At 71.7% G+C, this 11,750-nt stretch carries 13 protein-coding genes and 2 pseudogenes; 5 read left to right on the forward strand and 10 right to left on the reverse strand.

Annotated elements, in window-relative coordinates; genetic code table 11:
• From AOK09_RS31115 to AOK09_RS31140, 6 genes and pseudogenes are all read right to left on the reverse strand, one after another.
• Positions 1-215: pseudogene (locus AOK09_RS31115) on the reverse strand (deoxyribonuclease IV); the annotation flags it as partial.
• A 33-nt stretch (positions 216-248) separates the two neighbouring features.
• The gene (locus tag AOK09_RS31120; RefSeq protein WP_169797085.1) at positions 249-935 is read right to left on the reverse strand and encodes a hypothetical protein; all 687 of its coding nucleotides are present in this window, start codon (positions 933-935) and stop codon (positions 249-251) included.
• Entirely contained in the window at positions 899-1,105 is a 207-nt protein-coding gene (locus AOK09_RS31125; RefSeq protein WP_055590576.1) for a DUF397 domain-containing protein, read from the reverse strand. The genes AOK09_RS31120 and AOK09_RS31125 overlap by 37 nt, the downstream gene beginning before the upstream one ends.
• Positions 1,102-1,941: a helix-turn-helix domain-containing protein gene (locus AOK09_RS31130; RefSeq protein ID WP_055590577.1), complete on the reverse strand. Its 840-nt coding sequence runs from the start codon at positions 1,939-1,941 to the stop codon at positions 1,102-1,104. The genes AOK09_RS31125 and AOK09_RS31130 overlap by 4 nt, the downstream gene beginning before the upstream one ends.
• Before the next feature lie 97 nt (positions 1,942-2,038).
• Positions 2,039-2,824, reverse strand: a complete 786-nt coding sequence (locus AOK09_RS31135) for a crotonase/enoyl-CoA hydratase family protein (protein WP_055590578.1) — start codon at positions 2,822-2,824, stop codon at positions 2,039-2,041.
• Positions 2,821-4,029 carry a cysteine desulfurase-like protein gene (locus AOK09_RS31140; protein ID WP_055590579.1) on the reverse strand — a complete coding sequence of 403 codons (1,209 nt, stop codon included), beginning with the start codon at positions 4,027-4,029 and terminating at the stop codon, positions 2,821-2,823. Before AOK09_RS31140 ends, AOK09_RS31135 begins: the two co-directional genes overlap by 4 nt.
• A 138-nt stretch (positions 4,030-4,167) precedes the next feature.
• Here AOK09_RS31140 and AOK09_RS31145 point away from each other — a divergent pair, with 138 nt between their 5' ends.
• Positions 4,168-4,473 (forward strand): hypothetical protein, encoded by a 306-nt coding sequence (locus AOK09_RS31145; protein WP_055590587.1) that lies wholly within the window; start codon positions 4,168-4,170, stop codon positions 4,471-4,473.
• 73 nt (positions 4,474-4,546) lie between these two features.
• Here the strand turns inward: AOK09_RS31145 and AOK09_RS31150 are convergent, their stop codons facing one another.
• Positions 4,547-6,262 carry an MFS transporter gene (locus AOK09_RS31150; RefSeq protein WP_055590580.1) on the reverse strand — a complete coding sequence of 572 codons (1,716 nt, stop codon included), beginning with the start codon at positions 6,260-6,262 and terminating at the stop codon, positions 4,547-4,549.
• A gap of 174 nt (positions 6,263-6,436) precedes the next feature.
• Here AOK09_RS31150 and AOK09_RS31155 point away from each other — a divergent pair, with 174 nt between their 5' ends.
• Positions 6,437-7,192 (forward strand): TetR/AcrR family transcriptional regulator, encoded by a 756-nt coding sequence (locus AOK09_RS31155; protein ID WP_055590581.1) that lies wholly within the window; start codon positions 6,437-6,439, stop codon positions 7,190-7,192.
• Positions 7,193-7,301: 109 nt separating this feature from the next.
• Here AOK09_RS31155 and AOK09_RS31160 read toward each other — a convergent pair whose 3' ends face one another.
• Together AOK09_RS31160 and AOK09_RS31165 are read right to left on the reverse strand one after the other, a co-directional pair.
• Entirely contained in the window at positions 7,302-8,123 is an 822-nt protein-coding gene (locus AOK09_RS31160; protein ID WP_055590582.1) for an SDR family NAD(P)-dependent oxidoreductase, read from the reverse strand.
• A gap of 3 nt (positions 8,124-8,126) precedes the next feature.
• On the reverse strand, positions 8,127-8,720 hold the full coding sequence (locus tag AOK09_RS31165; RefSeq protein ID WP_055590583.1) for a TetR/AcrR family transcriptional regulator: 594 nt from the start codon (positions 8,718-8,720) through the stop codon (positions 8,127-8,129).
• Positions 8,721-8,810: 90 nt separating this feature from the next.
• Between AOK09_RS31165 and AOK09_RS31170 the strand changes: the two genes are divergently transcribed.
• Both AOK09_RS31170 and AOK09_RS31175 read left to right on the forward strand, forming a co-directional pair.
• Positions 8,811-9,521, forward strand: a complete 711-nt coding sequence (locus AOK09_RS31170; RefSeq protein WP_055590584.1) for an SDR family oxidoreductase — start codon at positions 8,811-8,813, stop codon at positions 9,519-9,521.
• Between the two features lie 138 nt (positions 9,522-9,659).
• Positions 9,660-10,661: an IS481 family transposase gene (locus AOK09_RS31175; protein WP_063796130.1), complete on the forward strand. Its 1,002-nt coding sequence runs from the start codon at positions 9,660-9,662 to the stop codon at positions 10,659-10,661.
• Here AOK09_RS31175 and AOK09_RS31180 read toward each other — a convergent pair.
• On the reverse strand, positions 10,658-11,158 hold the full coding sequence (locus AOK09_RS31180) for an FBP domain-containing protein (protein ID WP_055590586.1): 501 nt from the start codon (positions 11,156-11,158) through the stop codon (positions 10,658-10,660). The two genes, AOK09_RS31175 and AOK09_RS31180, sit on opposite strands and share 4 nt — an antisense overlap.
• A gap of 144 nt (positions 11,159-11,302) precedes the next feature.
• Here AOK09_RS31180 and AOK09_RS31185 point away from each other — a divergent pair.
• Positions 11,303-11,750, forward strand: a pseudogene (locus AOK09_RS31185) (pseudouridylate synthase); the annotation flags it as partial.

Raw genomic sequence — 11,750 nt, forward strand, 5'->3', positions numbered from 1 at the left:
ACGGCGCAGGCCTCCCTGAACGCCGCGTCCCGTGCCGGGTCGCCCGGCGGTGTGGCCCATCCCCGCGGATTGGCGACGAAGACCTGCACCGCCTCCGCCCCGACCCGCTCGGCGTAGGCCAGCCCGGTGCCCACCAGCCCCCGCCCGGCCACCGGCACATGTGCCCCGACCGGGTTGCGGAGTTCGGGCGGCAGGTGCGGCGGTACGGCGTTCACACCCCCGAGGATGCCACGCCCCGAGCGGCCGGTTCACTCCGCGGGTGGCTCGTCCTCCGAGGTCAGCCGGAGCGTGAAGGTGCGCACTCGTGCGCCCGGCGGGTCCGGGTACGGCTCGGCGTCCGGCCAGAGGACGACCGCCTGCCGCGCCCCCGTCCGGATCACCGTGCCGTCCAGCGCGCCGCTCACCTCGTCCACGCCCTGCTCCCGCCAGGACACCACAAAACGCAGCGGCCCCGGCGGCGGCAGCGGGTGCACCCAGAAGTCGCCGTCCCAGCCGCTGCCGCCCGCGGTCGCGCCCTGAGCCATCAGATGCACTTCCCCCGGCCCCGCTCCGGGGTTCCCGATCCCGCCGTGCGCCTCGGCCCGCCGTCCGTCGGCGAAGAGCAGACCCAGCCGCAGCCGCTCTCCGGGCGCCGCGGCCCCCGGCCGGTGGCCCAGCGGGTCGAAGGGCCACGCGTCGGGGCCGGTGCGCCGCACCCTGGCGTGGACGGTGAACTCGAACCCTTCCGGATACGCCCGGATGCTGCCGACCGACACGGCCGCCCGCTCGTTGCGCACCAGCAGCAGGTTGTACGGGACCGTCCCCGGCAGGACGCCTTCGGGCCGTTCCCATGCCTCACGGCCCGGCAGCGGCTCCCGCCCCGGCCCGGCGGGCAGCTCCGCGAAGAACCCCACCGGACTCACCGCCCGGCGGCGAAGTCCACGAACGCCGTCCATGCCTCCGCTGTGAAGGAGAGCAGCGGGCCCTCGCGGTCCTTGGAGTCCCGCACCCGGACGGCCCCGGCACCGACGGACACCTCGACGCACTGGCCGCCCTCGCCGTCGCTGTGACTGCTCCTGAACCAGGCCGCGCCGGTGGCGCCGGCCGCGGAACCGTCGGTGTTCATGACTCCCCCAGCAGTGTCTCGACGAAATTCATCGACTCACGAGGCGTCAGGGCCTGTGCCCGGATGACGCCGTGCCGTGCGGCACCCGCCCGGACCCCCGGAGCGTCGGTGATCAGTCTGCTATGCCCGTGCCCTTCCTGGTAGGCCACAGTCCGGCCGTTCTTCGGGGTGATCAGGGTGAGCGGACCGCCCAGTCCGGCGTGGTCCTCACGGGCTAGCGGCATCACCTGGATGTCCACGTTCCGCAGCCCGCCCACCGCCAGCAGGTGCCTCAACTGCCCCCGCATCACGCCGACATCGCCCACCGTACGGCGGAGTACCGCCTCGTCCAGGACGAAGCCCAGAAGCGGCGGCGGCTTCCGGGTGAGAACCGCCTGCCGCTCCAGCCGGGCCGTCACCCGCTGCTCCACGACGTCCTCGTCCAGCAGCGGACGCCGCAGGGTGAAGACGGCCCGCGCGTACTCCTCGGTCTGGAGCAGCCCGTTGACCACCATGGTGTCGTAGGCGTGGAGTTCGAGCGCCTCGGCCTCCATCCTGGCGAAGTCCCGGAACCACTCCGGATAGCGCGCGTTGGCCACGCTCTCCTTCGCCGCCGCCAGCACTCCGCCCGCGTCCAGCGCCCGGTCCGCCGCGTCGATGAACGCCGGCTGCGCGACCCTCCGCCCCTGCTCCACCGATCCGACCAGTTCGTCGGAGTACCCGATCTGCCGGCCCAGCGCCGCCTGTGTCAGTCCCGCCCGCTCCCGGAACAGTTTCAGCTGGCGTCCGAAGCACTTCAGTGCGGCCGTCCCGGGGTCCTCCCGCTCCGGCCGCTCCGCCCGACCCGTACCGGCCATGACTGACCACCTCCCGCCCCGACAACCCCCGCCCGGCCGGTCCGGTCACGGGCGCCGGCCCGTACAGGGCGGTCCCGTACTGCCCGGCCGGCGTGCCTCAGTCGGCGAAGGATCCATGGCGCCCGGCACCGCGGGCGAAGCGTCCGGCGCCGCGCGCGGTCTCCCCCTCGGCCAGCGGGACCATGCCGTGGCGGTACTCGGCGGCGAGCGCCTCCTGCTCGCCCAGGCCGTGCTGCTCGCGCACCGAGAGCCGGTCGTGGCGCAGGCACAGCTGGGGGAAGGCCGCGATCTCCCGGGCGAGCAGTTCCGCCGCCGGACGGGCCTGCCCGGCGGGGACCAGCCGGTTGACGAGGCCGATGGCATGGGCCTCACGGGCGGGGACCGGGCGTCCGGTGAGGATCATGTCCATGGCCCGGCTCTCCCCGATCAGCCGCGGCAGCCGTACGGTGCCGCCGTCCACCAGGGGCACGCCCCAGCGGCGGCAGAAGACTCCGAAGACCGCGTCCTCCTCGGCGACCCGCAGGTCGCACCAGGCGGCCAGCTCCAGCCCGCCGGCCACCGCATGCCCCGCGACCGCGGCGATCACGGGCTTGCCGAGCCGCATCCGGGTCGGCCCCATGGGCCCGTCGCCCTCGGGCAGCACCTGGTTGCCCCTTTCCGTGCCGACGGCCTTGAGGTCGGCTCCGGCGCAGAAGGTGCCACCCTCGCCCCACAGCACGGCCACGGCGGCGTCCGGATCGGCGTCGAACTCCCGGAAGGCAGCGGCGAGCAGAGCGGCGGTGGGTCCGTCGACGGCGTTGCGGACCCCGGGGCGACTGAGGACCACCGTGAACACCGGGCCGTCCCGCTCGATCCGCACGGCGGCGGGGGCGGTGTCGCTCACCGGGCGCCCACCAGTTCGGCGACGCCGGCCAGCAGGCGGTCGACGTCCTCGGTGCTGTTGTAGGGGGCGAGACCGGCGCGCACCGCTCCGGCGTCGCCGAGCCCGCTGTGGCGGGCGGCCTCGACGGCGTAGAAGGTACCGGCGGGGGCGTTGACCTGACGCTCCGCCAGATGCCGGTGGACCGCGCCGGGCGCGTGGCCGGCCACACTGAACAGGGCGGTGGGGGTACGCCGTCCGGGTGCGCCGTGCAGGGTGACGCCGGGGAGCGCGGCCAGCCCGTCGAGCAGGCGCTGGAAGAGCTGCTCCTCATGAGCCTCGACCAGGCGCATGGAGTCCAGCAGCCGGCCGCGCCGGGTGGCGGCGGAGGACGGGGCGAGGGCGGCGATGAAGTCCACGGCGGCGGCGGTGCCCGCCAGCAGCTCATAGGGCAGGGTGCCCAGTTCGAACCGCTCGGGGACGGCGTCGGTGGACGGCAGCAGCTTGTCGGGGTGGACGGCAGCCAGCAGTTCCGGGGCCGCGGCCAGCACCCCGTGGTGCGGCCCGAAGAACTTGTAGGGCGAGCAGGCGTAGAAGTCCGCGCCCAGCTCGGCCACCGAGACGGCGGCGTGCGGGGTGAGGTGCACCCCGTCCACATGGACCAGGGCTCCGACGGCGTGCGCGCCGGCGGCGATCGCCGGGATGTCGGGCCGGGTGCCCAGCAGGTTGGAGGCGGCCGTCACCGCCACCAGCCGGGTGCGGGGGGAGAGTACGGCGGCGATGTCGTCCACTGTCAGCTCCCCCGTCACCGGGTCGAACCCGGCCCAGCGGACCGTGGCCCCGGCGGCCTCGGCCGCGGTCGTCCAGGGCCTGATGTTGGCGTCGTGGTCCAGCCGTGTCACCACCACCTCGTCACCCGGCCCCCACTGCTTGGCCAGCGCCCGCGCCAGGTCGTAGGTGGCCTGGGTCATCGACCGGGCGAAGACCACCCCCTCGGCCGGGCAGTCCAGCAGGTCGGCCATCGCCGCCCGGGCGCCGGCCACCACGGCCTCGGCGCGCCGCTCGGCGGCGGTCACGGTGCCGCGGTTGGCGATGCCCCCGCAGAGGGTGTCCGCCACGGCCTGCCCGACAGCCCGTGGCACCTGGGTGCCCCCGGGGCCGTCGAAGTAGGCGACGCCCTGGTCGAGGGCGGGAAAGCAGCTGCGGACCCGGGTGATGTCGAGGTTCATGCGCTCATCCTGCACGACCCGTCAACCATCGTTTCGCAAGGAAGTTCTGCAACTTTCTGCAAGGCATTTCAGCTCGGGCTAGGGTTCCCGGTGAACCGGCCGGACTCCGACCGGCCGACCGACCGTGGGGGAAAGACCATGCACCGCAGTGGACGACGAACGGCGGGCACGGCCGCCCTGGCGGCGCTGCTCGGCGCCGGGGCGGCCGCACCGGCGACGGCCGCCGGCGGCGACGAGCACGTCCCCGCTCCGCCCTGCATCACCAGCACCAGCGACTGGCGCTACACCTTCGTCAGCAACGACTGCTCACAGCCGTACTCGGTGCAGCTCGACTACACCGACGGAGCCGTGAGCCCCTGCCGGTACACCGCCCCGGGCGACCGGATCACCTTCGCCGGCTACGGGACCGACGCCGACTATGTGACCGACGTCCACCTCTGCTGAGACGGCCGGAAGGCGGGCCGGGACGCCGGGGGGCGTCCCGGCCCGCCTCCTGGGGACGTGCGGGCGGGGCCGGTCAGTGGCCGACGGCGTCCTCGTCCTCCCGGGCCTGACGGGGCAGCAGGAAGGCGAAGAGGAAGGTCAGCAGCAGCATGCCGTCGACCACCCAGAGGATGGCCTTCATCGCCGAGCCGAAGCCCTGCTTGAAGGAGTCCTGGCCGCTCTGCTGGAGGGCCTGGCCGACCGCCGCGGCGGCCCCGGGCGAGTGCGCCGCGCTCCTGGCGGTCCGCTCGAGGCGGGTGCACGCGGCCGGGGTTGCGGTGGGGTCCTTGGCCACCGCGCGGTCATGGACGCAGTCCCGGACGCCCTGGACGACCGCGTCCTGGGCCGCACCGGTGACCTGCACCGCCGCGAGCCGGGTGCGCAGCGCGGGGGCGGCGCCGTCCGCCGCGGAGGCGACACCTCCGCCGAGCAGGCCGAGGAAGACGGTGCCCAGCAGGGCCACGCCGAAAGCGCCGCCGAGCTGCTGCATGGCCGTCATGGTGCCGGCCGCGGACCCGGTCTCATGCGCCTCCACACCGGCCAGCACGATGTCGAAGAAGGGGGCCATCAGCAGGCCCATGCCCAGCCCGGTGACCAGCAGGGCCGGGGTGAGCTGCCAGGGGCTGACGCCGATCCCGGCGGCCTGCAGGGTGATCCAGATGCCGAGCACACCGAGCGCCATCACCAGGGCGCCGCCGTGCAGCACCCGGCGGCCGAACTTGCGGACCGCCTGGGCGACCCCGAAGCCCACGATCATGCCCGCGGACCAGGGGACCATGGCGAGTCCGGCCTTGAGGGTGGAGTAGCCGAGGCCCATCTGGGTGTACAGGTTGAAGACCAGGGTGAAACCGGTCATGCCGGAGAAGAAGACCAGTCCGACCACCATGCCGCCGCTGAAGCCGCGCTTGCGGAAGAGGGTGGGGACGACCAGCGGGTCGCCGCCCGCCCTGCTGCGGCGTGCCTCGTACCAGCCGAAGAGGGCGAAGACCAGCAGCGAGGCGGCCATCATGGCGAAGGACCAGAGCGGCCAGCCGTACTCGCGCCCCTGGACCAGCGGGAAGATGACGAGCAGTGCCGCCAGCGAGACCAGCAGCATGCCCGGGATATCCAGCCGTGGCGGGTTGTCGGAGCGTCCTCGCGGCAGGAACCGCAGGGCTCCCAGCACCGCGGCCAGGCCGAGCGGCAGATTGATCAGGAAGATCATGCGCCAGCCGGTACCCAGGTAGTCGGCGTCGACCAGCCAGCCGGCCAGGATCGGGCCGCCGACCGCGGAGAGGCCCATCACGGGGCCGAACATGCCGAACGCGGCCTGCATCTCCTTGGGCGGGAACATCTCCTTGATCATGCCGAGGCCCTGCGGCAGCATCACCGAGCCGAAGAGACCCTGCATCACGCGGGCGGCGATCAGCATCTCCGGCGAGCGGGAGACGGCGCAGAGCAGCGAGCCTGCGGTGAAGCCGACGGCGCCCACCACGAACATCCGCCTGCGCCCGTGGATGTCGCCGAGCCGGCCTCCGGTGATCAGGCCGACGGCCATGGAGAGCGTGTAGGCGGCGCCGAGCCACTGGATGACGCTGGCACCGCCGCCCAGGTCGGCCCGCATGGAGGGACCGGCGATGTTGGTGACCATGGCGTCGAGGAGGTCCATCACCTCGGCGGCCAGGATGACGAACAGAGCGGCCCAGCGCCAGCGGTGCGGCGCGGGCCCGGTGACTGCCGCGCGGTCGGGCGCGACCCCCGTTGTGGTCATGTCGAAGAACTCCCCAGTTTGATGAACGGCGTTCACCATACCTGATCGCCGTTCTCTTCATGAACACCGTTCTTCACGATAGAGCTCAACCCGGAGGAAGACAAGATATATCGCGTTTCAGAGCGGCGTTCACCCACCAGAGCGGTGTTCAGCGAACGGCCTACACTGATCCCCATGAGCCAGGACGCACTGCCGCCGACCCCCTGGGAGAAGTCACGCAGGCGACCGGCGGCGGCCAGAGTGCCGCTCACCCGGGACCGGATCGTCGACGCCGCCTTCACCGTGCTGGACCGCGAGGGACTCGACGGCCTGTCGATGCGCCAGGTCGCGGCGGAGCTCACGGTGGCGGTCTCCGCGCTCTACGCCCACGTCAGCGCCAAGGACGAGCTGCTGGAGCTGATGTACCACCGGCTGTTCGACGGCTTCGAGCTGCCCGCCCCCGACCCCGAGCACTGGCAGGACCAGATCAGGGACTACGCCCGCGCCGGACGGGCCCGCCTGCTGGAGCACCGGGACATGGCCCGTATCTCCATGGCCCATGCGCCGTTCACCGCCGACCTGCTGCCCAAGCTCGAACAGCTGCTGGCCATCTTCCGCACCGCCGGGCTGCCCGACCGGATCAGCGCGGTGGCCGGCGATGTGCTCTCCACCTATCTGGACGGCTTCGCCCTCGAGGAGGGCGTCTGGGCGGACCGGCTGCGGGAGTCGGACGAGGACGGGACGGAGAGCTGGAAGCGGCAGCGCGCCGAGATGCAGGCCTACCTGGCCGCACTCCCCACGGACCGCTTCCCCCATCTGGTCGCCCTGTCCGGCCGGATGGCCGAGGAGACCCAGGACGAACGGTTCGAACTCGGCCTGGAGATCATCGTGCGCGGCCTCGCCAGCTACCTGGACGACACCGGCCCCGGGCGCTCCAGGGACGGTTCCTGACGCTCCGTCGGTGCCGGCGGACCTGCGGGCCGCGGCCCGCTAGGTGTTGCGGGTCATGACGTTGATGGCGCCGGCGGGGTGTCGGGCAGTGCCGTTGGATCTTCGAGGGTCATTCGGGGCGCTTGGTGAGTCTGGTGCTGAGGTCCCAGAGCTCCTGCTGGATGCTCGGATCGTAGGCATCGGCGTGTGCCTTTGCGGCACGGGTACGGTCGTAGAACTGTCCGGTCACCCCGTCGAGTTGAGGGGCGAGGATGAGGCGCAGGGTGGCCTGCAGGCCGTCATCAAGAGAGTCGATGCTGTAACCGACCGAATCCAGAACCATCTTGGTCGGCATGAAGGTGGCCGGGTGCAAGCTGTTGATCGTGACCCTGTGCGGGTCGAGTTGTCGGGCGAGCACGAAGCCCGTGGCGATCATCGCCAGTTTGGACTGGCCGTAGGCGCGCATGCCCGAGTAGCCGTGTTCGAGGGTGGGGTCATCGAAGTCGATCGGGGCCTGGCCGATCGACGCGACGTTGACGATGCGGGCGGGGGCTCCCCGGTCGAGCAGTGGCAGCAGGCGCCGGGTCAGCGCGAACGGGGCGAGATGGTTGACCGCGAAGCGGAGCTCGTGCCCTTCGTCGGTGAGCCGGCGGTGGGTCCCGTCGGGTTCGCCGCCGCCGATGCCGGCGTTGTTGACCAGCACCGAGACGTGATCGGTGAACTCGGTGATCTCGTCGGCAAGACGGTGCACTTGGGCCATCTCGGAGAAGTCGGCTCGGACCGTGTGGATCGAGGCCGGTGCATCGGCCAGTGTGGTGGCCAGTTCGTCGAGCCGGCTCTGGTTGCGTCCGTGGAGGATGAGCGTCGTTGCGGGCTGGCGTGCGAGGGCGACGCTGAGTGCGCGGCCCAGCCCGTCGGTTGCTCCTGTGATGACGATGGTTCGATCGGGCATGCGCTACTCCTCGCCGGGGTGTTCGTTCAGCAGTCGTCGGATGGCGGTGATGTCGTCTTGGCCGAGCAGGCGCTCGGTGGCGAGGACCCGATACCAGATCAGGCCGAACACCAGGTCGGCGGCGAAGGCAGCCGTCAGGTGAGCGGGCTTGTCGCCGCGGGCTGCGGCCCGCTCGACGACGGTCTCGAGCGCGGCCCTGCGTTTGGCCAGGAAGCCGTCCTGGAAGCGGCGCCGGAAGTCTGCATCGCGCTGCGCCTCGGCCATCAAGGAGCGCAGGACGGGGACCACTCCCGGGAAGGCCATCAGGGCGGCGGAGTCACGCAGGAACGCGTCCAGCTCCGCATCGAATGACCCCTGGTCCGCGGTTGAGACCTTCAGATCTGCCTTGAGCGCCAGGGCTTCGAGCAGGACGTCCGCCTTTGTGGGCCACCAGCGGTACACGGTCTGCTTGCCTGCCCCGGCGCGGGCGGCGATGCCCTCGATGGTGAGGTCTGGGAAGCCGACCTCGGTCGTGAGTTCGTAGGCCGCGGTGAGGATCGCGAGCCTCGTCTGCTCGCTTCGCCTGCGGCCGCGGGCGGGTGTCGTCGCGCCGGTCATGCGTGCCAGCCTAACCCATTATCGAGACGTAACGTCTAGAAATAGTGCTACGCTCATGCGAGACGTCACGTCTCGAAATAAGGAGTGAACATGTCCACTGCACTCGTGATCGGCGGCACGTCGGGGGTCGGCCTGGCGGTCGCCCGACAACTCGCCAGCCGAGGACACGCGGTGCACATCGCCGGACGAAACACAGAGCGGCTCAACCGGGCAACCGTGGCCATCGACGGAGACGTCCACGGACACGTTCTCGACGCCGCCGACGCGGAGGCGGCCGCCGCGCTCGCAGCGAAGATCGCCCCGATCCGCCACCTCGTCATCACCCTCGCCGGCAAGGGCGGCGCCGGCCCGCTCGGCGACTTGCCGCTCGATGGCCTGCGGCAGGCGTTCGAGGAGAAGTACTGGCCCACCGTCATCGCTCTCCAGGCCTCGCTCTCTCACCTCAGCGAGGACGCCTCGATCACCCTCGTCGGAGCCGTCACAGCGAGGGCTGCCCTGCCCGGCACAGCCGGGATCGGCTCGCTCAACGCCGCCATCGAAGGGCTCGTTCAACCGCTCGCTGCCGAACTGGCGCCGATCCGGGTCAACGCCGTCTCGCCGGGATACGTCGACACGCCCTGGTGGGACGGACTCGCCGCCGAGGACCGAGCCGCGTTCTTCAAGCAGGCCGCCGACGCCCTGCCCACCAAGCGCATAGCCACCGCCCCGGAGGTCGCCGAGGCCATCGTGCTGCTGGCCACCAACCCCAACATCACCGGAACCGTCATCGAAACAGACGGCGGCGCACGCCTCACCGCCTGACACTTCTTCACCACTGCCCAGCCGCCGAACCGCCGTGCCACAGAACGGCTTCGGCGAGCAAGCGATGACCTGCATGCAGAACGGGGTCGCGAGCCGCTGTTCGCGACCCCGTTCTGCGCCGCCTCAAGGAGCCTTCTCGTGACGCACGCCAACGCACCTTTATCCATCGAAGGACGCCGTCGACTCGTCGAGCGATGCAAGACGCGGCCGATCGCCCACGTCGCAGCGGAGATGGGGATATCCCGTGCCTGCGCGTCGAAGTGGGTCAACCGCTACCGCCGCCACGGTGAGCTGGGCTTGCACGATCTCCCTTCAACCCCGCGGCGCCAGCCGACCGCGACAGACGCCGCTGTCGTGGCCCGGATCGAAGACCTCCGGCGCGGCCAGAAATGGTCGGCGTCCCGGATTGCGTTCGAGCTCCAGACGGAGGGCGTCACGATCAGCCGCCGCACAGTGTCACGGCACCTGCTCGCGCTCGGGCTGAACCACCGCAAGTTCATTGACCCGAACGGCCAATCGAACCGGGAGCCGCGGAAGATCAACGCGCGCCGCCCCGGGCACATGGTTCACGTCGATGTTAAGAAGGTCGGCCGGATCCCTGACGGCGGCGGCTGGAGAGCCCACGGACGCGGCAGCGAACAGGCCAAGAACGTCGAGCGTCGCAAGAAGAAAAGCGGGCGCGGCGGCTACATCTACCTCCACTCTGCCGTCGACGGGTTCAGCCGAGTCGCCTACACCGAGGCCCTGCCCGACGAGAAAGCAGCAACCGCCATCGCGTTCATGCACAGGGCGGGAGCATGGTTCGCCGCCCACGGCATCACCCACATCGAACGGATCGTCACCGACAACGGAGCCTGCTACCGCGCCAACACGTTCGCCCGAGCACTCCTCGGGTCACGCCACCAGCGGATCACGCCCTACACCCCGCGACACAACGGCAAGGTGGAGCGCTACAACCGGATCATCGCCGAGGAATTCCTCTACGCCCACACTTGGCTATCTGAAGATCAGGGCCGTGCAGCCCTCGGCGTCTGGAACGTCCACTACAACTACCACCGTCCCCACAGCGGAGCAGGGGGCCAACCACCGGCCTCTCAGCTAGCCGACCACGTCACCAACGTTCTGGCCTCCTACAGCTAGGCCCCGAGCACCTGCTGCAGAAAGCCGTCCAGATTGCCGAGCATCCGGCTGATCTGCTCCTCCACGGTGAGGGACTCCTCGTAGCGACTGACCAGCTCGGTCCGCTTGCGCCCGCGGACGTAGAGCGGGCAGGCCAGGTCCGCGCACATATAGGTGCCGACGGTGTTGCCCTGGCGCCCCGCCGCGCCCGCACGGGGCGCGGCCAGCAGCGAGACCCCGGATCCGGCGTGCGGGGTGACGCAGATCGAGCACACGGTGGTCCTGGTGAAACTGCGGCGCGGACCCTGCGGAGCCCGCAGCACGATGCCCACCAGCTCCCCGCGGTGCTGCGCGACCAAATGGCCCCGGTCGGGGGCGCCCGGGTCCCGCCAGCCCAGGAAGTCCAGGTCGGCCCAGGGCAGGTCGGCGAGATCACGGGGTGTCGCGAGCCTGCGGGCCTCGCCCTTCGAGCAGTTCACGAAGGAGCCGCGGATGTCGTTCTCGTCGAGCGGGATCATGGTCGTGGAAGCTAGCACCGGAGGGCGGGTTCCGTCGTCCGAATAATGCCCACCCGGCACCGGCCCACACCGCGGCCTGCGCCGGACCTGCGGCGCGGGCGCCGCCCGGCCGGGAGCGGACGCCGGCACCGTAGGCTTGCCGCGATGAGACGCAAGCCCAGGGTGCCGCCCGCACCCCTGCCGCAGCGCGACGGGATCGACCCCGTCCGGCTCCGGCTGCCCTTCGAGGGCCCGTGGGCCACCGTACGCGACCACCTGGTGGAGCGGCTGGCCGCGGCGGGGCCCGACCGGGTCGACGCGATGCTGCGGGACCGGGCCGTCGTCGGGGTCGACGGGCCGGTGGCCGCGGACACGCCCTTCACGCCCGGGGCGTTCCTCTGGTTCCACCGCGAACTGCCCCCCGAGGTGCCGGTGCCCTTCCCGGTGGAGGTGCTGCACCGCGACGAGCACCTGGTCGTGGTCGACAAGCCGCACTTCCTCGCCACCACACCGCGCGGCCGCCATGTCACCGAGACCGCCCTGGCGCGGCTCCGCCGCGACCTGGCGCTGCCCGCGCTCAGCCCGGCCCACCGGCTGGACCGGCTCACCGCGG

Source organism: Peterkaempfera griseoplana, from assembly GCF_001418575.1.
Classification (GTDB): Bacteria; Actinomycetota; Actinomycetes; order Streptomycetales; family Streptomycetaceae; genus Peterkaempfera; species Peterkaempfera griseoplana.

What these genes read in the sequence shown, in the direction of transcription:
- AOK09_RS31120 (WP_169797085.1), bottom strand. Translation starts at nt 935, where the DNA reads ATGGACGGCGTTCGTGGACTTCGCCGCCGGGCGGTGAGTCCGGTGGGG.
- AOK09_RS31125 (WP_055590576.1), bottom strand. Translation starts at nt 1,105, where the DNA reads ATGAACACCGACGGTTCCGCGGCCGGCGCCACCGGCGCGGCCTGGTTC.
- AOK09_RS31130 (WP_055590577.1), bottom strand. Translation starts at nt 1,941, where the DNA reads ATGGCCGGTACGGGTCGGGCGGAGCGGCCGGAGCGGGAGGACCCCGGG.
- AOK09_RS31140 (WP_055590579.1), bottom strand. Translation starts at nt 4,029, where the DNA reads ATGAACCTCGACATCACCCGGGTCCGCAGCTGCTTTCCCGCCCTCGAC.
- AOK09_RS31145 (WP_055590587.1), top strand. Translation starts at nt 4,168, where the DNA reads ATGCACCGCAGTGGACGACGAACGGCGGGCACGGCCGCCCTGGCGGCG.
- AOK09_RS31150 (WP_055590580.1), bottom strand. Translation starts at nt 6,262, where the DNA reads ATGACCACAACGGGGGTCGCGCCCGACCGCGCGGCAGTCACCGGGCCC.
- AOK09_RS31155 (WP_055590581.1), top strand. Translation starts at nt 6,437, where the DNA reads ATGAGCCAGGACGCACTGCCGCCGACCCCCTGGGAGAAGTCACGCAGG.
- AOK09_RS31160 (WP_055590582.1), bottom strand. Translation starts at nt 8,123, where the DNA reads ATGCCCGATCGAACCATCGTCATCACAGGAGCAACCGACGGGCTGGGC.
- AOK09_RS31165 (WP_055590583.1), bottom strand. Translation starts at nt 8,720, where the DNA reads ATGACCGGCGCGACGACACCCGCCCGCGGCCGCAGGCGAAGCGAGCAG.
- AOK09_RS31170 (WP_055590584.1), top strand. Translation starts at nt 8,811, where the DNA reads ATGTCCACTGCACTCGTGATCGGCGGCACGTCGGGGGTCGGCCTGGCG.
- AOK09_RS31180 (WP_055590586.1), bottom strand. Translation starts at nt 11,158, where the DNA reads ATGATCCCGCTCGACGAGAACGACATCCGCGGCTCCTTCGTGAACTGC.